18 protein-coding genes are annotated in these 19,501 nt (G+C 46.9%); 13 read left to right on the top strand and 5 right to left on the bottom strand.

The features are described 5' to 3' along the window. Positions 1-20 precede the first annotated feature (20 nt). Entirely contained in the window at positions 21-830 is an 810-nt protein-coding gene (locus tag L3D05_RS00775; RefSeq protein WP_239613722.1) for an ABC transporter permease subunit, read from the bottom strand. Beyond that, complete coding sequence (locus L3D05_RS00780) at positions 827-1,714, bottom strand: ABC transporter ATP-binding protein (RefSeq protein WP_239613723.1); 888 nt, start codon at positions 1,712-1,714, stop codon at positions 827-829. The genes L3D05_RS00775 and L3D05_RS00780 overlap by 4 nt, the downstream gene beginning before the upstream one ends. Positions 1,715-1,874: 160 nt before the next feature. Here L3D05_RS00780 and L3D05_RS00785 point away from each other — a divergent pair, with 160 nt between their 5' ends. Further along, positions 1,875-2,468 (top strand): TetR/AcrR family transcriptional regulator, encoded by a 594-nt coding sequence (locus L3D05_RS00785; protein WP_239613724.1) that lies wholly within the window; start codon positions 1,875-1,877, stop codon positions 2,466-2,468. A gap of 57 nt (positions 2,469-2,525) precedes the next feature. Here the strand turns inward: L3D05_RS00785 and pgoN are convergent, their stop codons facing one another. Together pgoN and L3D05_RS00795 are read right to left on the bottom strand one after the other, a co-directional pair. Beyond that, the gene (gene pgoN / locus L3D05_RS00790; RefSeq protein ID WP_239613726.1) at positions 2,526-3,371 is read right to left on the bottom strand and encodes a glyoxal/methylglyoxal reductase; all 846 of its coding nucleotides are present in this window, start codon (positions 3,369-3,371) and stop codon (positions 2,526-2,528) included. Positions 3,372-3,426: 55 nt separating this feature from the next. Beyond that, positions 3,427-4,638, bottom strand: a complete 1,212-nt coding sequence (locus L3D05_RS00795) for an MFS transporter (protein WP_239613727.1) — start codon at positions 4,636-4,638, stop codon at positions 3,427-3,429. Between the two features lie 133 nt (positions 4,639-4,771). On the opposite strand from L3D05_RS00795, the gene L3D05_RS00800 reads away from it, so the two are divergent. The 11 genes from L3D05_RS00800 to L3D05_RS00850 all read left to right on the top strand — a co-directional run bounded on the left by L3D05_RS00800 (position 4,772) and on the right by L3D05_RS00850 (position 16,734). Further along, positions 4,772-5,137, top strand: coding sequence for a winged helix-turn-helix transcriptional regulator (locus tag L3D05_RS00800; RefSeq protein WP_369417925.1), 366 nt, complete (start codon positions 4,772-4,774; stop codon positions 5,135-5,137). Between the two features lie 16 nt (positions 5,138-5,153). Continuing rightward, positions 5,154-5,510, top strand: coding sequence for a nucleotide excision repair endonuclease (locus tag L3D05_RS00805; protein WP_239613731.1), 357 nt, complete (start codon positions 5,154-5,156; stop codon positions 5,508-5,510). A gap of 26 nt (positions 5,511-5,536) precedes the next feature. Further along, positions 5,537-6,505 carry a helix-turn-helix transcriptional regulator gene (locus L3D05_RS00810; RefSeq protein WP_239613733.1) on the top strand — a complete coding sequence of 323 codons (969 nt, stop codon included), beginning with the start codon at positions 5,537-5,539 and terminating at the stop codon, positions 6,503-6,505. Positions 6,506-6,571: 66 nt separating this feature from the next. Then, entirely contained in the window at positions 6,572-7,339 is a 768-nt protein-coding gene (locus tag L3D05_RS00815; RefSeq protein WP_239613734.1) for an effector binding domain-containing protein, read from the top strand. A gap of 652 nt (positions 7,340-7,991) precedes the next feature. Continuing rightward, positions 7,992-9,611 carry a response regulator transcription factor gene (locus tag L3D05_RS00820; protein ID WP_239613736.1) on the top strand — a complete coding sequence of 540 codons (1,620 nt, stop codon included), beginning with the start codon at positions 7,992-7,994 and terminating at the stop codon, positions 9,609-9,611. A gap of 6 nt (positions 9,612-9,617) precedes the next feature. Next, positions 9,618-11,426 (top strand): cache domain-containing sensor histidine kinase, encoded by a 1,809-nt coding sequence (locus tag L3D05_RS00825; RefSeq protein WP_239613738.1) that lies wholly within the window; start codon positions 9,618-9,620, stop codon positions 11,424-11,426. After that, a complete protein-coding gene (locus L3D05_RS00830) occupies positions 11,399-12,382 on the top strand; it encodes a substrate-binding domain-containing protein (protein ID WP_239613740.1) in 984 nt (327 codons plus the stop codon). The genes L3D05_RS00825 and L3D05_RS00830 overlap by 28 nt, the downstream gene beginning before the upstream one ends. Positions 12,383-12,559: 177 nt before the next feature. Continuing rightward, positions 12,560-14,068, top strand: coding sequence for a sugar ABC transporter ATP-binding protein (locus tag L3D05_RS00835; protein WP_239613742.1), 1,509 nt, complete (start codon positions 12,560-12,562; stop codon positions 14,066-14,068). Positions 14,069-14,098: 30 nt separating this feature from the next. Next, on the top strand, positions 14,099-15,094 hold the full coding sequence (locus L3D05_RS00840; RefSeq protein WP_239613744.1) for an ABC transporter permease: 996 nt from the start codon (positions 14,099-14,101) through the stop codon (positions 15,092-15,094). A gap of 63 nt (positions 15,095-15,157) precedes the next feature. Then, complete coding sequence (locus L3D05_RS00845; protein ID WP_239613746.1) at positions 15,158-16,171, top strand: ABC transporter substrate-binding protein; 1,014 nt, start codon at positions 15,158-15,160, stop codon at positions 16,169-16,171. A 155-nt stretch (positions 16,172-16,326) separates the two neighbouring features. Further along, positions 16,327-16,734, top strand: coding sequence for a DUF6232 family protein (locus L3D05_RS00850; RefSeq protein ID WP_239613748.1), 408 nt, complete (start codon positions 16,327-16,329; stop codon positions 16,732-16,734). 82 nt (positions 16,735-16,816) lie between these two features. On the opposite strand, the gene L3D05_RS00855 is transcribed toward L3D05_RS00850, so the two are convergent. Next, complete coding sequence (locus L3D05_RS00855) at positions 16,817-18,115, bottom strand: hypothetical protein (RefSeq protein WP_239613750.1); 1,299 nt, start codon at positions 18,113-18,115, stop codon at positions 16,817-16,819. A 271-nt stretch (positions 18,116-18,386) separates the two neighbouring features. Between L3D05_RS00855 and L3D05_RS00860 the strand changes: the two genes are divergently transcribed. Further along, positions 18,387-19,238, top strand: a complete 852-nt coding sequence (locus tag L3D05_RS00860; protein ID WP_239613752.1) for a hypothetical protein — start codon at positions 18,387-18,389, stop codon at positions 19,236-19,238. Positions 19,239-19,501 lie beyond the last annotated feature (263 nt).

Raw genomic sequence — 19,501 nt, forward strand, 5'->3', positions numbered from 1 at the left:
GTCTTTAGCTTGGCTAGATGTTATAGAGGCAAATCGCGTTTGCGAAACAAAACGATGGCCAGCCCGAAAGAAACGACTCCGATGACGGAGAGAAGGAGGATGGATAAGGTGAAATCGGCAGTTCCGTTTACAATTTCACTCGGCTGATAGAGGGAGAAGAGAGACAGTTTTCTCATCCAAACGATCTTGTCGCTGAATTTACCCATGAGATCCAAGCTGAAGAACGCGAATGTAATCAATCCGGAAACCCGGAGCGCCTTCTTCTCGTCATTGGAAAGAGAGGACACCAGGAAGGAGATTCCCCCAACGGCAATGAAGAGCAATAACGCGGTCACATTCATTTGAATGAACTTGGTTGTATCGAATGGATAGTGATCTCGCAGAAACCATGCGCTCCCAGCCAAACCGGCTATGGTCGTCACTGCCATGATCAAGAACAGTCCGGTCGCCATAACGCTTGCCTGAGTGAATGCGACTTTCCCGCGTGTTGACGGGGTTGATAGCAAATAGGCCATTGAGCCATGATCTACTAGTCTGGCCATTAATTGCGTGGATAACTGGACGCATACGATGGAGAGGATGAGAACTAATATTAATCCGTAGTATTCCCCGGAGATGAAAGCCTCGGCGCTACCGAACCCGTTAAGGGAAAAAGCTTGGCTGACGCCCTCTGGCATCGATTGAACGAGTTCATCGATTGCTTTGGCGTTATTGGCGATGCTTGGATATAACCAAAACATGAGAAGGATATAGAACGCCGAACCGAATGCGTAGTTGATGAAGCTCTTCATGTTCACTTTCATCATCTGCTTATATAAGGTGACATTCATTGTATTTTCTCCTTCCGATCATAGTAATTCATGAATAGATCTTCAAGGTTTTGGGTGAAAATATCGATGTTGCGCACTTTGTATTTAGCCGTCTCTTCGACGAACTGATTATAATCTCCCTGAACGGAAACTCTTACTCTATTCCCATCGCGAGATTCGATAGTCAAACCGGATTCCAGGAACGATTGGGCTTCGGTTTGATGCTCGAAGCTAACTTCGAATAGCTTCCGTTGCATGGACTGCAATTCATGGATATTTTTGATGGCGATGATAGCACCGTCCTTAATGATTGCGGCGCGATCGCATGTTCTTTCGATTTCCGGAAAGCTATGCGAGGACATCAGAAACGTTCTCCCACGCGCTTTCTCTTCTAACACGATTTCAATAAACACTTTCTGCATAAGAGGATCGAGACCGGAAGTCGGTTCATCCAGAATAATCACTTCCGGATCATGCATGAATGCGGCTACGATCCCGACTTTTTGCTTCATGCCTTTGGACATTTTGCGGATGGGGGTGTCGACGTCGAATTGTAGACGATCGATCAAACGGTTGCGCTTGGACAAATCTTGAATGCCCTGCATCGCCGCCATGAAATTCAAGAACGTCTTGCCCGTCATCCCTTCGATAAATGAGATTTCGCCCGGCAGGTAGCCGATGTACTCTTGCACTTTCCCCTGCTCCTTCCAAGTATCCAGCCCATTCACTTTCACATATCCTTTGTCCGGTTTCATGAAGCCCATAATATGTCGGATCGTCGTTGACTTCCCAGCTCCGTTCGGGCCTAGAAAGCCGAATACCTCCCCTTTATTCACCTCGAACGAGACATCGAAAATCCCTTTCCCATTCGAGAATGTCTTCGTCAACTGATTAACGGTTAACATACCTTTACCTCCTAAAGAGAAGATATGAAATAATAAAGTAAATACATTTCATATCTGCTATACTATGCTCGAACGACTGTATCGTCAACAATTTAATGAAATATTTACATATTTTTGTTTCATTATTTTCAACCTATTTTATGGAGTTAGGGTGAACGGTATGAATGGTTTTGAGAAAAGGGCAAACCAGATTAAAGCGAAAATCATGAAAACAACGTTGGAAATGCTCCGGGCATCAGATCCGAAGAAGGTTCGGATCGCCGATATTTCCAAGTTGGCTAAAGTTTCGCAAGTTACGATCTATAACTATTTCGGAAGCAAAGAGGAGCTTATCCGCGAGGTGTTCAAAAACTACTTCGATAAGACGATCCGCGATTTCGAGGAATATATGAACGAAGGGCATTCGTTAAAGGAAAAGATCGAGCACATCATTTTGCTGGAAAAAGAATCGTATAAGGATTTTACGCCAGGCCTTATTAAACAACTCATAACCGAAGATAACGAGCTGTCCCAGTATATCGAAAGGCAATATAGGGAGACGACGATTCCTTTGACCGTTCGGATAATTAATGAGGGGAAAGAAAGCGGGGAAATCTCGGAGAACGTTACCGTCGAGAACGTATTGGCTTTTATTCAACTCTATATGAATCAGTATGAATCGATATTGGAAATGGCTCAGAAAAGCGGGGATACGGATAACTTTCTCGAGGGAATGGTTCATATGTTTTTTTACGGGGTATGCGGCAAAAGATAAAAACAATCCCGAGTTCCCGTCGATGCAGCCTGGGAAACACGGGATTGTTATGTTGTTTTAGAAGTCGAAGTTATCCGGATCTGGACCTACCCGGGTATTCCGGTTCAAGGCATCGATTCGGGCAACCTCGTCGCTCGTGAGCTCGAAATCAAACACTTCCGAGTTCTCGATGATTCGATGTTCTTTCGTAGATTTCGGAATCGTAATTACCCCATGCTGCAAATCCCAGCGCAGAATCACTTGGGCGATCGATTTGCCGTGTTTGTTCGCGATTTCTTGCAGGACCGGTTGATCGAGCAATTTGCCTTGCATTAACGGAGACCAAGCTTCCATTTGAATGCCATGATCTTGGCAATAACGGAGCAGCTCTTGCTGCGTTAAATAGGGATGGAATTCGACCTGGTTAACCATCGGCTTGATTTCGGCATCCTGCATAAGGTCCTCGAGATGATGAACGTGGAAGTTACTAACGCCGATTGCTTTGATCCGGCCCTCTTGATAGAGCTTCTCCAAAGCGCGCCAAGCTTCTTTGTATTTCGTTTGGACAGGCCAATGAATGAGATATAAATCAAGGTAATCTAAACCTAACTTGTTAAGGCTAGTCTCGAAGGCAGTCAGCGTGGATTCATAGCCAAGATCGGCGTTCCATACTTTCGAGGTGACGAATAGGTCTTTCCTGTCGAGTCCCGTTTCTAGAAGCGCTTCTCGAATTCCTTGGCCGACGCTTTGTTCATTCTGGTAAATAGCCGCCGTATCGATGCTTCGGTATCCGTTCTTAATAGCTGCTTTCACGGAATCTACCGCGTCGGAACCTTCTTCAACCTTGAACACCCCTAGACCGAACCAAGGCATAGCGACTCCATTGCTTAAAGTTGTCGTTGCTTGTAAACTGTTGGCTGTCATGATTATCCACTCCAATGATGTTTGATATAAAATCCTGATTTCAGCATTTACTCTACTATGCGGATATACGTAATTTAGTCGACTTTGTCAAGTCTCGGGCATCCAAAGCACGAACCCAAGCCGTCAAGACAACGGCTCCTGCAACCATTATTGAACCGATCCAAGCGGTATGAATAAGTCCGATCGTGTCCGCGATTATCCCTCCCAAGTATGCCCCGATTGCGATGCCCGCATTAAATGCGGCAATATTGAAGGCCGAAGCTACGTCCACGGAATTCGGCGTATATCGTTCGGCAAGAGTAACTACGTAAACTTGCAGCCCTGGCACGTTCATGAAGGCTAACAGACCCATCAATAGGATGGTAAACAATCCAGCAATCTTGAACGGTGCGGCGAACGTTAGTAGGAACAGCACGATAGCTTGTATCGCGAACATATAGAACAACGCGGTTACCGGTTTGCGGTTTGCGGCTTTGCCCCCGATCACATTCCCGATGGCGATAGCGATTCCGTAGAGGATAAGGATTAAGACGACCGCTTTTTCGCTAAATCCGGTTATGTCGTGAAGTAACGGGGATAAATAAGTAAAGACGACGAACGTCCCCCCGTAACCTAACGCCGTAATGGTAAACGCAAGCAACAAGCGGCCGTTCTTCACGACTTTGAGCTGATCACGAAACGGTGTTGCCTTACCTTTGCGCAATCTGTCAGGTACAAGCACAAGATTAGCGATTAACGCTAAGACGCCGATCACAACGATGGCGATAAAAGCAACTCGCCAGCCTAATTGTTGTCCGATCCAAGTGCCTAACGGAACTCCCGTAACGGTAGCAATCGTGAGCCCGGAGAACATGATGGCAATGGCACTCGCTCTGCGGTTCTCGGGAACTAAATCGGCCGCTATCGTAGAACCGATAGACATGAATATTCCATGCGCGAACGCGGACAAGATACGTGCGACGAGCAGGAGAGCGATGCCGTTCGCGACGGATGCAAGAGCGTTACCTATAATAAAGACGATCATAATCCCGATCAGCAAAGTTTTACGCGATACCTTGGAAGTTAACCAAGTTAAGATTGGGGCCCCGAATGTGACTCCTAACGCATATAGAGAGATCGTTAATCCTGCAGTTGTGATCGATATTTGCAAGTCTTCAGAAATAAGGGGCAGCAACCCCACGCTAATGAACTCCGTTGTCCCTATGGCAAATGCGCTTATCGCTAAAGCAAGTAGCGCAAAAGTATTTTTTTCTCTGTTCAATTCCATGCGCCCCACTTCCCAAGTATGGTCATAACCGGCCGGTAAGTGGTATTATGAGTTACTCCAAACGAATTGAATAGTACGCACTTATAAGTACTATAGGCACTAAAAAGTAATATAGCGATCAGGAGGGATGTCCGTGACCCAAAAAAAATATAACATTTCCGTAGAGGCGACCTTAGACGTCATCGGGGGCAAATGGAAATGCGTGATCCTCTGTCATCTAACCCATGGTAAAAAAAGAACATGCGATTTAAAAAACGTTATGCCGGCGATTACGCAAAAAATGTTGACGCAGCAGTTGAGAGAATTAGAAAATGACGGTATCGTGAATCGTATCATTTACAATCAAGTTCCTCCGAAGGTGGAGTACGAACTCACCGAATACGGAGCGAGCTTGAAACCGATTCTGGACTCCCTATGCGCGTGGGGCGAAACGCATATTATTAAAGAGTACGGCGATAAAAGCATTATGCTGGAAGATAATATTTTAAATAACCTATAGAAGAGGATGTTGCCCAGTGATACATATAACCATTCCGACTCCGGACGTTACCATTACCAAGCAAGCCGCACCGACAATGAGCCATATTTACGGGTTTACCGACTTCCATCTCATTACAAGGGAATTGGGCGGCATATTCATGTTTTATAATGATAAAGACGAATTGTTGTTCGTAGGCAAGGCAAGAAAGCTGAGGCCAAGAATCAAGAAACATTTCGAAGATTCTGTATCCCCGATCAAAGAGCATCGAGATGAAGTAACCAAAATCGAAGTATGCTTAGTCGAAGACCCTGTTCACCGGGAAATCTATGAAACTTATATCATTAATGAACTCAAAGCGAAATACAACGTGGAAAAAGTGATGTTCCGGTAAAAGACGACATAGGACGGATGGGGATCATGAAGCTTGACCGTTTGCTCGGAATCGTTATCCTACTGATCAATCGCAGAATGATCCAAGCGAAAGAACTGGCCGATCATTTTGAAGTGTCCATTCGTACGATCTATCGCGATATCGAAGTCATCAATCAAGCGGGTATCCCCGTCGTCTCTTATCCGGGAGCGGGCGGAGGGATCGGGTTAACCGAGGGGTACCGCCTCGACCGTCATGTTCTGACCAACAATGAACTCGTTGCGATCGTAACCGCGTTGCAAAGCGTCTCGACAACGTACGATACCCCGAACCATAAGCTACTGCTTGAGAAAATGCATAGCATCGTTCCTGCCGCGGAGACGGAACAATTTCAGTTCCAAACGCAACAGTTTATCGTCGATTTGTCCCCGTGGGGGCGCAAGGGGCATTTAGAAGAGAAGCTGGCTAAGCTTAGGGTAGCGGTAGAGGAGACGCGTGAGGTATCTTTTGTCTACTGCAGCGCGCAAGGGGAAGAAACCGAACGCAGGGTTGAGCCCTACACGCTCGTGTTGAAGAAGCAAACTTGGTACTTATACGCTCTTTGCCTTGATCGCCAGCAATTTCGATTATTTAAGCTGTTCAGAATGAAGGAATTAGCACTCCAGGAACATCGCTTTACGCGGCATCCGATCTCGATTGATCAAATTCCTTGGAATCAGGGGTGGGTAACTCCCGAAACGTCGACCCGAGTGGTATTGCGATTTCATCGGAGAGCCAAACATCTGGCGGAGGAATGGTTCGACGTCGAGGCGCTTGTTGCGGAAACAGTCCATGAAGCGGGCAAAGAACCGGAAGAACGTTATGTCGTCTCGGTCGATTATCCGGAGGATCGCTGGTTATACGGGTTCATCTTAAGCTTCGGTCAAGACGTGGAAGTGTTGGAGCCTGAGCATATCCGCGGCAAGATCAAAGAGATCGCCATGAATATCGGAAATATTTATAATCCACATTCTTAAACCTGACAAACAGCTGTCAAGTTACTCCTTGTATAGTTAGGATACTAACGATAAGGAGTGAATGTAATGTCGCAACAACAAGTTGAACTGCAATGCCAAAGCTGCGGAATGCCGCTAACAAGCCCCGAGGTGTACGGTTCGAATTCGTCGGGAGCACCCGTCCAGGATTACTGTAGTTATTGCTATACGAACGGGGAATTTACCCAGCCGAACTTTAAAGTGGATGATATGGTCGGCTACTGCATCCCTTTTCTAGTGGAACAAGGGATGGACGAGAACACCGCAAGGGCAATGTTGGCAGGGTCGCTTCCAAGCTTGAAGCGATGGTCTGCGGACCCAATCGAGCCTTCCTATTCGTTGGTGCAATTGGATGAACTGAAGCTTGTCGGGATTTCGACGATAACGTCCAATGAACAAGAGTTCGGAACGCAAGGTAAAATCGGCGGATTGTGGGACAAGTTCTGGAAAGATGGCGTACAGCAATCGATTCCGCATTCGTCGGTGGCACCGTCGCAGCCCATCTATGGATGCTATACCGATTACGTAATCGGTGCGGCGGGCGAGTATAAAGTTCTGATAGGCTGCAAAGTTGCCGAGATCGGTTCTCTACCGGCGGGATTGGAGGCCAAAATTCTACCCGCTACACGATATGCCGTCTTTACGACCAGGAAAGGACTAATGCCAGCTGTCGTTATTGAGGCTTGGCAAGCGATCTGGAAATGGTCCACCTCTTCGAAGCTGAAGAGAACGTTTACGGGCGATTTCGAGCTCTATGATGAGCGTTGCTCGGACCCTGAGCAAGCTCAGGTCGATATTTATATTGCGGTCGAATAAACCGACGATAAGGTAGGGACCGACTCAAATGGCGGTAAGCTCACTTAAGAGATAGCTCGCTTGCCCAAAAAACTGCGTGAAAATGAAGAAATGGCGATATCGGAGAAGTCATCCCGGTGTCGCCATTTCGCGATTCCACTGTAACTTTTTTGAGTAGATTATGGGCAAGCGAAAGCCACCCGACCTCTCGCAATTCGCGCTACGATAGTGGCGGTGGCAAATCTCATACCCGCATTCCGTGATTTCTTTGCTCTCATGCACGAAGAAGAGTTTCCCTACGCATTTAATCCGATATCGATGAGAAAAAGAGGACATGTATCTCCTGGAGGAGCGGAGCGTTGGCCTTTGCAGTCGTGAAATTTCCTCGTTATGAGTTTACAAATTCAAATTTTCACGAATGCAACAGCCACCGGAAGGAGATACATGTCCGGCCAAAACTAAAATCGATAACGAAATAAGACAAGGGACTTCCCATCAGTCAGTGAAATGGCTTTTGAGACAGACTCTTTTTGCCGGACAGAAAAAATTTCGACTACTTCCGTACATTTTTACATTCCATTATGGATTGGTATCCCTTACGATAGAAGTATTTAGTTATCGATTTACTCTTTCGCGTCCGTAGCCCACTAGATCAACAAGAGGCAGGGATATCATGTACAAGCTACTTATCGTAGACGATGAAGCATTGGTACGGGAAGCGATCAAGGAACAGATGAATTGGGAACAACTCGGCTTCGTGTGCATCGGCGATTGCGAAGACGGGAAGGAAGCTCTTAAGTTCATCGAGCGGGAGACTCCGGACGTCGTGCTAACCGATATCGGAATGCCGTTCATGAACGGCATTGAGCTGACCGGCGAGTTATCCCTTCATTACCCGAACGTGAAGGTTATTATTCTTACGGGATACGACGATTTCGAGTTCGCTCAGCAGGCTTTGAAGCTGCAAGCCGTGGACTATATTTTGAAACCGGTTACAGCCGCCGAACTCGAAGCGATTGTTTGCAAGTTAGCTCAAGAGATGGATCTCGAGAGAAGACAAATTCAAGATTATGAGCTTCTAAAGCGCCAAATGACGGAAAACATGCCATTGTTGAAGGAGCGATTTCTAGAACGTCTCGTCACCGCTCCGATGACCGGAAAACAAATTAAAGAAAGCTTAAGCTACTTCGAAATCGAATGGAACGGGCCATATCTCATCGAGCTGGCCATCGATGTCGACGAGTTTGAATGGAGCGTGTCTTCGACGCTATCCGATCAGGAGCTTATTCGTTTCGCCGTCTACAATATCGCGCAAGAAATCTCGGCTAAATATACCGGAACGGCTATATTTCGGGATGGGGGGAATCGCGTGCTCGTGCTCCTATCGGGCGAAGATTCCGACGAGCTTCACGATAACGCAATGCTCGTAGCGGAAGAAATCCGCAACGCGGTTACGGCCTATCTCCCTATCAAAATATCGATAGGAATAGGGCATACTAGCCAGTTAACGGAAAATGTTTCGATTGTCCACCAATCCGCTTTGTCCGCTCTAGACTACCGTTACGTTATCGGCATGAACGAGATCATCCGTCTATCCGATATGGAGCAGAGAGAACGTCCTGAATTGTTGTCCGTCGTCACTTGGGAGAGCGAACTCATTACGAAGCTTAAAACAGGGACAACGCAAGAGATGGAAGACTGGCTGAAGAAGTTATTCGCCACGTTCAGGGAGCATGTTTTTCCGATTGATATTTGTTATATCTATTTACAACGCATGCTATTGACCATGATGCACACTTTATATGAGGTTAACAGCCATTATTCGCATGCCTTCGGTGAAGGCGTTAATCCCGTGACCGACATTATTCGTTTGACGAATTTGGATGAAATGGAACAGCAAATGAAAGAATTGTGCGGCAAAGCGGTTACCGTGATCAGAAGCTCGCGCGAGGATCAAAGCGCCTATCAGATCGCTAAGGCTATCGAGTTTGTTAAGATAAGGTATACAGACCCGGAATTATCGCTTAAGTCGGTTAGCCGGCACGTCTCGCTCAGTTCCACCTATTTCAGTAGCCTTTTCAAAAACCATAATGGCAAATCGTTCGTGGAATTCGTAACGCATGTGCGAATGGAGAAGGCTAAGGAATTGCTGAACTTAACGGCGATGAAGAGCTACGAGATCGCTTATGCGGTAGGATATGGCGATCCGCATTACTTCAGCGGCGCATTCAAGAAGCATACGGGAGATACGCCGACGGATTACCGTAACAAAATGATGACAGGGAAAGCGTGATGACAGGTGGGAATCTTCTCTCGGCTTCGAAGCATCCAGACGAATATGGTGCTTGCGTTCGTTATTCTGATCTTAATGACCATTCTCATTATGAGCATCACGTCATACTACTTGACTAAAGAAGCTGTTCACTCGAAGGCGCAAGCTTACACGACGGAGCTTGTGAAACAAGTGAACAACAACATTAAATCTTACGTGAGCGGCATGAAGAGCATGTCCGACCTCGTAGTCGGGAACCATGCGGTTCAGCAATATTTATCAACGGAGAAATTCAATAGCCTCGCCGAGGAGAAGAAAGCCAAAGAAGCCGTCTCCGACATGCTGGAGTCGATGCTTGTATCCAGAACGGATATTTCGTCCGTTAACGTCTTCGGCTACGGTGGGCAGTTCGTAACCGGACGGAAAGATCTGGAGCTTAATCCGTACATCGACATCGCGAGCTTGAGCTGGTACACGAAAGCCAAGGAGGCGGGCGGGGAAAGCGTGATTTCTCCTTCTCACGTTCAGCCGGTTTTCAAGGATCATTATCCATGGGTTGTCTCGCTTAGCAGGGAACTGATCAGCAGGGACGGGGAGACGAAGCTGGGCGTTTTTCTGGTCGATTTGAACTTTAGCGTTATGAACGACATGGTCAAAGAAATAAGGTTGGGCCAAAGGGGTTATTTGTTTATCGTAGACTCCACCGGTAAAATCGTATATCATCCGCAGCAACAGCTGATCTATAGCACTTTGAAGTCCGAGATGATTGATCAGGTACTCGAGATTAAGAACGGGACTTTTACGAGCGATGAAGGCAGCGATAGCCGGATGTATACGGTGCAGGACTCCGATTTCGGCTGGAAGATCGTCGGAGTATCGTATGTGAACGAGCTAGTCGACAACCAGAACGAAGTTCGATTATCCTTTATCATTCTTGGTCTCATCTGTATCGTCATCGCGATCATCATCTCCTTCTTCCTGTCGCAACGGGTTAGCCAACCGATTAAGCAGCTACAGGATTCGATGAAGGAAGTGGAAAAAGGGAATTTCAACATCCACGTAAGCGTTCCGACGACGATCGAAATCGGCAGGCTCGCGCGCGCGTTTAATATTATGGTCGGGAAAATCAAGGAGCTTATGTCGCAGACGGTGCTCGATCAGGAGCAGAAGCGCAAAAGCGAGATCAATGCGCTTCAGGCTCAGATCAATCCGCATTTTCTGTATAATACGCTGGATTCCATCGTCTGGATGGCCGAAAGCAACAAATCCCGCGAAGTCGTATTGATGACCTCCGCGCTGGCTAAGCTGTTCAGGGCGTCCATCAGTAAAGGAGAAGAGCTAGTATCGATCGGCACGGAAATCGAGCATATTACGAACTATTTAATGATTCAGAAGATGCGGTATAAGAACAAGCTTGATTATCAGATCGAAATCGGCGACTCTGTCCAGCATTATTTGACGATTAAAGTGATTCTGCAACCGATCGTCGAGAACGCGATATACCATGGCATCAAGATGAAGCACGGTCCCGGCTTGATTACGATTACCGCCGAGGAAACGGATACGGATATTTATTTGATTATAGAAGATAACGGCAAGGGTATGGACGAAGAAAAGCAACGAACGATTCTTCTGCCGGCACCGCAACTCGGAGAAGGCAGAGGCGTAGGCGTGAGAAACGTTCATGAACGGCTTAAGCTTTATTTCGGAGCGCAATACGGACTGACTTACAAGAGCGCTTTAGATCAAGGGACGACTGTCTACATTCGGATTCCGAAGTCGATTCCGTCGGTGAAGGAGGAACTAGGATGCCTTGGAGACACAAGTGGTCGATAGGGGCGATCGCATTCATTCTCATCGTCATCGCGGGGCTTGTTTATTGGTTCAACGGACTATCCGACAAAAAACCATTGGACATCACGGTGATTATCAAGTCTACCGATAAATCTATCGAGTTCTGGGAAGTGTTGGTCGATGGCATTCACGAAGCCTCCCAGGAGTTCGATACGAACGTTCAAGTGTGGGGCTCCAAGGCCGAGACGGACGTGGATGAGCAGATCGCGCTGGTAGAGAAAGCGATACGAGGTCGGCCGGACGCGATCGTACTAGCCGCGAACGACTATGATCGGTTGGTTCCCGTCGCCGAGAAGGTGAAGAAAAGCGGGATAAAACTTATCATCGTCGATTCGGGGATCGATTCTGATGTAGCGCAAAGCATCGTAGCGACGGATAACGTAAACGCGGGAAAAGAAGCGGGGCAAGCGATGAAACAGCATCTCGAAGGTCCTGCCAAAGTCGCCATCATAAGCTATGTGAAGAATGCCGCCTCTCACATCGATAGGGAAAAAGGGGTCCGCGAAATTCTGTCCGGCAATCCGAATATCGAGCTTTTGGATACCTTCTACGTCGAAGGGTCTGAGCAGAATGCTTACTTAATGGCCAAAGAGATATTGAACGAGTATCCCGATATGCTAGGAATCGTCGGTTTGAATGAGCCGACTACCGTAGGAGCGGGAAGGGCGATCCGGGAGCTTGAGGTGAAAGAGAGGGTCAAGCTGATCGGGTTCGATAGCTCCTTCAATGAAATCAAGTTGCTGGATGAAGGGATTATTAAAGCTACCGTCATTCAGCGGCCTTTCCAGATGGGGTATTTAAGCATCAAGACGGCCGTAGAAGCCGTAAGGGGCAAGAAAATTCCGGGAATCATCGATACGGGCTCCTTGCTCATAACGAAACGAAATATGTACGAAGAAGAAAACCAGAAGCTATTGTTCCCGTTTGTCGGAAACTGAGAGGCTGTTTCAGAAGGTCGAATATCGACTTTCTGAAGCAGTCTTTTTTTGTTTTGCGGGCTTGCAAACCTCATAAATTATTCGACTCATACAGGAAAAAATCACATGTAAGCGCTTCGACTGAACGTGTAAAGTGAATATCAACACCTAGAACAAAGAGATGGGAGGGAAACAGCGATGAGTCAAGTTATCGTGAAGATGGAAGGAATCGAGAAGCATTTCGCCGGAGTTCACGCCTTAAAGGATTGCCAATTCGAACTGCGTTCCGGGGAAGTGCACGCGCTCGTCGGAGAGAACGGGGCAGGCAAATCGACGATGATGAAAGTACTGACCGGCGTCTATGGGAAGGATGAAGGGCGAATTGTGTATCAAGGGAAAGAGGTTCAAGTCCCCGATACGCGAACGGCTCAGAAGCTGGGTATCAGCATGATCCATCAAGAGTTGAATTTGGCTCCTGATTTAACGGTCGCCCAAAATATTTTTATAGGCAAGGAGCCGCGCAAAGCGATTCCGTTGTTCCTTAATGATAAAGAAATGAATCGACAGACGGCAATCTTGCTTAAGCAAATGAATTTGGACATTGAGCCGACGACTCCCGTATCCGAGCTTACCGTGGCCAAGCAGCAAATGGTAGAAATCATTAAAGCGATCTCTTACGATTCGCAGGTCATGATCATGGACGAACCGACGGCTGCGCTCAGCGAAGCAGAGATCGAGGAATTGTTTAAGATGATCGACCGGCTGCGGGCTAAAGGGGTAGGTATTGTCTATATTTCCCATCGTATGGCGGAGTTAAAAAGAATTACGGATCGAATCACGGTCATGCGGGACGGAAGTTATATCGATACCGTGGATACCGCCGGCGTAAGCATCGACCGAATTATATCCATGATGGTAGGCAGAGAGATCTATCAACCGACCAAGCCGGATCGCAGGATGGCCAACGATAACGACGTTGTGCTTGAAGTACGGAATTTGAATCGCGGGAAAGTGCTGCGGGATGTTAGTTTCTCGCTTCGCAAGGGAGAAATTCTCGGCGTAGCCGGGCTTGTCGGAGCGGGCAGAACGGAAACCGCCCGCGCGATCTTCGGAGCTGACCCGGTTGAATCCGGCGACATCTATATTCGCGGAAGCAAGGTAAGGATCTCGGGACCGGATCAGGCTGTAAAATACGGAATCGGGTACTTGTCAGAAGATAGGAAGCATTATGGTTGTCTGCTCGAGATGGACGTGAAAACGAATGTCGGAATCGCCGCATTGGAACGATTCACGAAAGGTTTCGGTTGGATGAGCGACAAACGGATGGCGGATGCGGCGGACAATGTTGTCGGAGAGTTGAAGGTGAAGACGCCGGGCATTGGGCAGAAACTGAAAAATTTGTCCGGCGGCAATCAGCAGAAGGTCATCATCGGTAAATGGCTAACGCGCGATTGCGATATTCTCATCTTCGACGAGCCGACACGCGGAATCGATGTCGGAGCCAAAAGCGAGATTTATAAATTGCTTGAAAGTCTAGCGGCCTCGGGCAAGTCGATTATTATGATCAGCTCCGAGCTGCCTGAGATCTTAAGATTAAGCCATCGCATTATCGTCATGTGCGAAGGCAGAATTACGGGAGAACTGATCAACGATGATCATGCAACCCAAGAACAAATCATGACCTATGCGACGGACAGGATTAGCTAGTAACGGCAATCAGAAAGAGAGGGAGTCTTTATGAAAGCGGCAACGGCAGAAATTCAGAAAAAGCGTTTTGCGGTAAATCCGAGACTGCAGCAGTTTTTAGCGTTCGGAAGCCTGATCTTACTCGTTATTTTTTTCTCATTTGCTTCCGGGAATTTTTTTAACTTCTCTAACATCGTAGGCATTCTGCTCTCAACGGCAGTGATCGGCGTACTGGCGCTAGGAGTTACTTTCGTAATCGTAACCGGAGGCATCGACCTTTCGGTCGGAACGGTCATGACGCTGAGCGCCGTGATGACGGGCGTATTCATCACGATATGGGGCTTGCCGGTATGGGTCGGAATTATCGGGGGCCTGTTGACGGGAGCGCTGTGCGGATTCGTGTCCGGGTTTACGATCGCGCGTCTTGGCATTCCGCCGTTCATCGCCACGTTGGCTATGATGATGATAGCCAAAGGGCTTGCGCTCGTCATTTCCGGTACGAAGCCGATCTACTTCACGGACGACGAAGTGTTCATGGAAATCTCGTTAGGCTCGGTACTGGGCGATCTCATACCCGGATTCAATATTCCGAACGCCGTTCTCGTTTTTTTCTTGGCAGCGGTGATCGGTAGCCTCTTGCTTGCCCGAACGATCGTCGGCCGGTATAACTTCGCAATCGGCAGCAACGAGGAAGCGACACGTCTTTCCGGCGTCAACGTTCGGAAATGGAAAATCATCATCTATATGATTACGGGAGTGTTCACGGGGCTTGCCGGCGTGCTTATGGCATCTCGCCTCAACTCGGCTCAACCCTCGCTTGGGATGGGTTACGAACTGGAGGCCATCGCAGCCGTCGTCATAGGCGGTACCTCGCTTAATGGAGGTAAAGGAACGATAGTCGGTACGGTAATCGGGGCTCTGATCATGAGCGTGTTGACGAACGGGCTTCGTATCATGTCCGTTCCGCAAGAATGGCAAACGGTCGTTGTCGGTTTTGTTATCCTACTCGCCGTATACGCAGATATTTTGCGCCGCCGCAAGGCCTAACGCTGGTATGGTCTCCATCGGAGATTATATAAATCATGCAATGATCATTCATTCAAAGGGGATATGAAGATGAGAAAAGGCTGGCTAATGATGGTATTGGCGCTCGTATTGGTAATCAGCGCTTGCGGTTCGAACAACAACGGCAACAAGGGAAGCTCATCATCACCGTCTGCTTCGCCGAGCGCGGAAGCAAAGGTTGACGGGAAAAAAATGTACATTCCGATCATTTCCAAAGGGTTCCAGCATCAATTCTGGCAAGCGGTTAAAGCCGGCGCGGAGAAAGCGGCTGCCGAGTTGAACGTCGAGATTACTTTTGAAGGTCCCGAAACGGAATCTCAAGTCGACAAGCAGCTTGAGATGCTACAAGTGGGCTTGGACAAGAAACCTAGCGCAATCGGCTTCGCGGCTCTCGATAGCCAAGCATCGATTCCGCTACTGAAGAAAGCGCAAGACGCTGGAATTCCGATCATAGCTTTCGATTCGGGCGTTGAAAGCAATATCCCGGTTACGACGGTAGCAACGAACAATGCCGTAGCAGCAGCTATGGCAGCGGATAAAATGGGAACTCTCATCGGCGGGGAAGGCGAAATCGCAGTCATTGCCCACGATCAAACTAGCCGCACCGGCATTGATCGCCGCGACGGATTCGTGAACCGCATAAAAGAAAAGTATCCTAACGTCAAAATCGTCGACATTCAATACGCCGGTGGAGATCACTTGAAATCGACCGATGCCGCAAAAGCGATCATGCAAGCTTATCCGAATCTGAAAGGGATCTTCGGTACGAATGAAGGCTCCGCGATCGGCGTTATCAACGCGGTAGCCGAAACGAAAAAAGAAGGTAAAATTATCGTTATCGGGTTCGACTCCGGTAAAGCGCAAATCGATGCGGTCAAGAACGGCCTGATGGCGGGAGCCGTCTCCCAGAATCCGGTAGGGATCGGATACGAAACGGTAAGAGCAGCCGTAGCGGCGGCCAAAGGCCAAGATGTCGATCCGGTAATCGACAGCGGCTTCGTATGGTACGACAAAACGAATATCGATAACGAAGATGTCAAAGCGGTTCTATATGAGTAAACGAGATTAGAAAACGAACGATAGAGCAACAGCCAGTCCGAACTCCGAGGGAGTGCGGGCTGGCTGTTTCTAGTTTTTTTTGACTATCATAGGTAGGTATTTCCATTCGGGTGTCGAAATCAATTCATTGAGCCCATCCTTGAGGAGGAATTATAGTGGAAAACCAACCGATCTTTAAAGATAATAATTTCACCATTACTAGGGAACTGTTTATTAGCGGGAATACCCGATTTGCTATCCAACATCTGTGCTCTATTAAACTTACCAAAACGAGAAGACAAATTCCCTATACTTTGTTAGTAATTGAACTTCTCCTCATCGCAACCGGATTCATATGGGACTTCCGTTTTCATTCCATCGTAACGCTATTAGGATTTCTCGGGTTCGTTGCTAACGTGCTGATTTATATTTTCGTGAAACCGGTTCATAAGCTTACGCTTGTATTTTCTTCCGGAGAAAGGGAGATCATCGGAGTTACGGATTATGTTTACTTGGAAGGGCTTGCGACTGCGTTCAGCCGTTCTATCGTAGAGGCGAAGCAGCGTAATTTGATGATCAGCTAGGCGAGGCAGAATGAAAGTGATCCCAAAAATAGGGGCTGATCTGTATGGTCATTTACTAGACCTAACAGATCAGCCCCTTATTTTACTTCGATTCGCCGTTCAGGTAATTGAAGAATGGTCCATCGACCCAGAAATCATACTGGATCAATTTCGCTTTCGGATCAAGCTTCTTGAATCCGGCGGTCACTTCCGCGGATTTTTCTTTTAAGGAGAAGGATTGAGCGTAGTAGTGCCCTTTCTCGATTTTGTTGTTCGTAATTTTTTTATAGTTTTTGAGCTCTGTTAAAGAGAAATACAACGGTTGCCACCAAGAGCCGTAAATAAGGCCGGGTTGGTTATCTTTGTTCTTCTTAGCGAACTTAAGCACGATTTGATCGAAGCGGGCTTTATCCGCAATTGTCGCGAATTCAAACGCCAGATCGTATTCTTTGGCGTATTCGATATAGTTTCCGTTCTCGATCTGCACGACTTCGTACAAGTCCGATACGCCGGGATCTCCCCATTCCTTCAAATAAATGAAGGCCGAAGTTTTGGGCTCGAATTGCACTTTGGCATCGATCTTCTCGCTGCGAAGCAAGCCGATGAGCTGTAGGGCATGTTTAAAGTCGGAGTGTCCGTATACGAGCGACAGCGAATCTATGAAATTAGCATCGTAACGGCTGTCTTTCAGATTGTAGCCCGTCACGAGATTTTCTTTTAACGCTTCGTCTACGACATTCCGCAATTCAGGAGCTTGAATAATGTCCGAAGTCCGATAGGCATCGAATAATTTGGCGTAAATGTCCGAATCCGACGATTTTCCGATATAGTGCTTGTATTGTCCTTTAGTTTCGAGAACTTTGCCTAGCAGGATGGTGGAGAGCGCAGAGGAGGCCGCGCCGTCATTCTTGATTTCTCCATAATAATCGGACGGGAGCAAGCCGGTATCGACTGCGGCTGCCAACGCTTGAGCTTTCTTAGAGCCGTACGCGTCGGACTTCCAGTTCAATTTCAGCTTGGCTAGCGACTTCTTCGTTTTGTCGGCAGGGTATGTATAGGCAAGCTCTTCGAGGTCGGCGGCTTTCAAGGCAAGCTGTACGGCCTCAACCGATTTCAGGCGAACGTTAGATTTGCCGGTCGTGGACACTTCGACCGCGGAAGAAGCAAGGATTGTATTGACGGCAGCAGCGTACTGTCCCTTCGTTACACTATTTCCGATCGTGATATTGTATTTTTCCTTGAGGAATACGGCGTATTCTTTAGCTAGGGGAGACAATGCAAGGACGTTAGATGAAGTGCTGGATGCTGCCGATGACCAGGATGGTGCACCTACGGCGGATGCCGATAAGAGGATGGCGGATGCTAGAAGTAGTTTGGAACCTAATCTGAGTTGTTTTTTCATCATAAAACCTCCAATTATAATGGGATTACTCGGAAATATTAGTGTTGATCATATCACCTCGCTTTGAAAGCTGTCAATCTATTGTTAGTAATCATGCTTTAATAAACTAAGTCGGGGATGGTATACGGTGAGTGAAATAAAGTACCCAATGCGCTTTATGAAGGATTTCCCATAACTTTGTCGTATTTTATATTTTAAATAAATTTGTCAAATTTTTCATAAGTAACTAAGATCAACATAGTTAGATAATGGGAAAGATGAGGTCCTTGAATTGAAAAAAATCCTGATTCTTATACTATCTTCGCTAATCCTCATGGTACTGCCAGCATGTGGTGGCTATTCCAAAGCTGAGAAACGAACGGCTAGAAATAATATGCAAAAGCATCTTGAGGAAAAATATAATCAGGAGTTCAACGTGGCGATCAGTGGAAATGTGCATTACATAACGATTGGCAACCCGTTTGGCGGTGGTATTGCGGGTTTAAAAGCGGAGGCTTATCCCGTTAACGAACCCGAAAGAAAGTTTAGAGTGGAATATTGGGAAAAAAGCAATGTAATTGAAGATGGTTATATGGATTTGATTATGACAGATAGACTGATTGAACAAGTGCGAAAACAAGCGGCTCCTTTGTTGGGGGAATCGATAAAATTGGATGTCGTTTTTGATAATGGCCCATTCGAGAAACTGCCGGATAATAAATTTACATTGGCATCAACATTAGTCGACTATAATGCTGATTATTGGACTGGAATAGATTTTTTTGTCCCCCGCGACGAACCCATCGATAAGCGGAGAGAAGCCGTGATTATAGATGAGCTACAAGATATACTAATAGAAAGTGGTTTGGAAGACTTTCACATCAGTGTTTATTATATGGAGAAAAAAGATTACGATAACTTAGAATCTACTCTAGCCTTAATTGAGGAAAAGAACGGCACTAGTGATTCGATGTCGATGTATGACTATTGTCGACCCAAAGAGTCATGCTGGATCGGTTCTGGAAGTGTTGAAAAGGGAGTAAAGGAATATACGGTGGAGAAAATACAGGAAAGATTTGATTTTAGAAAAGATATTTTGACAGTCGCCCATTCAGGTGAAACTTTGGACGTATACCTTTGTTAGCATTATTGAAGATGTTTCAGTAATCCTTCTTTATCCAACCGATGCATCTTCAACGGCTGTGTATGATTATGTCATTCATAAGGCTGACGGCAAATTGGACGAATTTAAGGATCAACAAATTGAGATTGGAAGAAACGATGTAATAAGGATGAAAAAGGGGGAATATTTGGAGCTTACGACTAAGGGGAGTAATTCTATTCAGACCAATGTTGATAAGAGTCAAATAACCGTTGTGAGAAATTGACAAAGCGGAGCTGTCCCAT

Origin of the sequence: Cohnella mopanensis (assembly GCF_022352055.1) — a bacterium.
Lineage (GTDB): Bacteria > Bacillota > Bacilli > Paenibacillales > Paenibacillaceae > Cohnella > Cohnella mopanensis.

Bases quoted from the DNA above. Each gene is read 5' to 3' on its own strand.
- L3D05_RS00775 (WP_239613722.1), bottom strand. From the start codon at position 830: ATGAATGTCACCTTATATAAGCAGATGATGAAAGTGAACATGAAGAGC.
- L3D05_RS00780 (WP_239613723.1), bottom strand. From the start codon at position 1,714: ATGTTAACCGTTAATCAGTTGACGAAGACATTCTCGAATGGGAAAGGG.
- L3D05_RS00785 (WP_239613724.1), top strand. From the start codon at position 1,875: ATGAATGGTTTTGAGAAAAGGGCAAACCAGATTAAAGCGAAAATCATG.
- pgoN (WP_239613726.1), bottom strand. From the start codon at position 3,371: ATGACAGCCAACAGTTTACAAGCAACGACAACTTTAAGCAATGGAGTC.
- L3D05_RS00795 (WP_239613727.1), bottom strand. From the start codon at position 4,638: ATGGAATTGAACAGAGAAAAAAATACTTTTGCGCTACTTGCTTTAGCG.
- L3D05_RS00810 (WP_239613733.1), top strand. From the start codon at position 5,537: ATGAAGCTTGACCGTTTGCTCGGAATCGTTATCCTACTGATCAATCGC.
- L3D05_RS00815 (WP_239613734.1), top strand. From the start codon at position 6,572: ATGTCGCAACAACAAGTTGAACTGCAATGCCAAAGCTGCGGAATGCCG.
- L3D05_RS00820 (WP_239613736.1), top strand. From the start codon at position 7,992: ATGTACAAGCTACTTATCGTAGACGATGAAGCATTGGTACGGGAAGCG.
- L3D05_RS00830 (WP_239613740.1), top strand. From the start codon at position 11,399: ATGCCTTGGAGACACAAGTGGTCGATAGGGGCGATCGCATTCATTCTC.
- L3D05_RS00835 (WP_239613742.1), top strand. From the start codon at position 12,560: ATGAGTCAAGTTATCGTGAAGATGGAAGGAATCGAGAAGCATTTCGCC.
- L3D05_RS00840 (WP_239613744.1), top strand. From the start codon at position 14,099: ATGAAAGCGGCAACGGCAGAAATTCAGAAAAAGCGTTTTGCGGTAAAT.
- L3D05_RS00845 (WP_239613746.1), top strand. From the start codon at position 15,158: ATGAAGATGAGAAAAGGCTGGCTAATGATGGTATTGGCGCTCGTATTG.
- L3D05_RS00855 (WP_239613750.1), bottom strand. From the start codon at position 18,115: ATGAAAAAACAACTCAGATTAGGTTCCAAACTACTTCTAGCATCCGCC.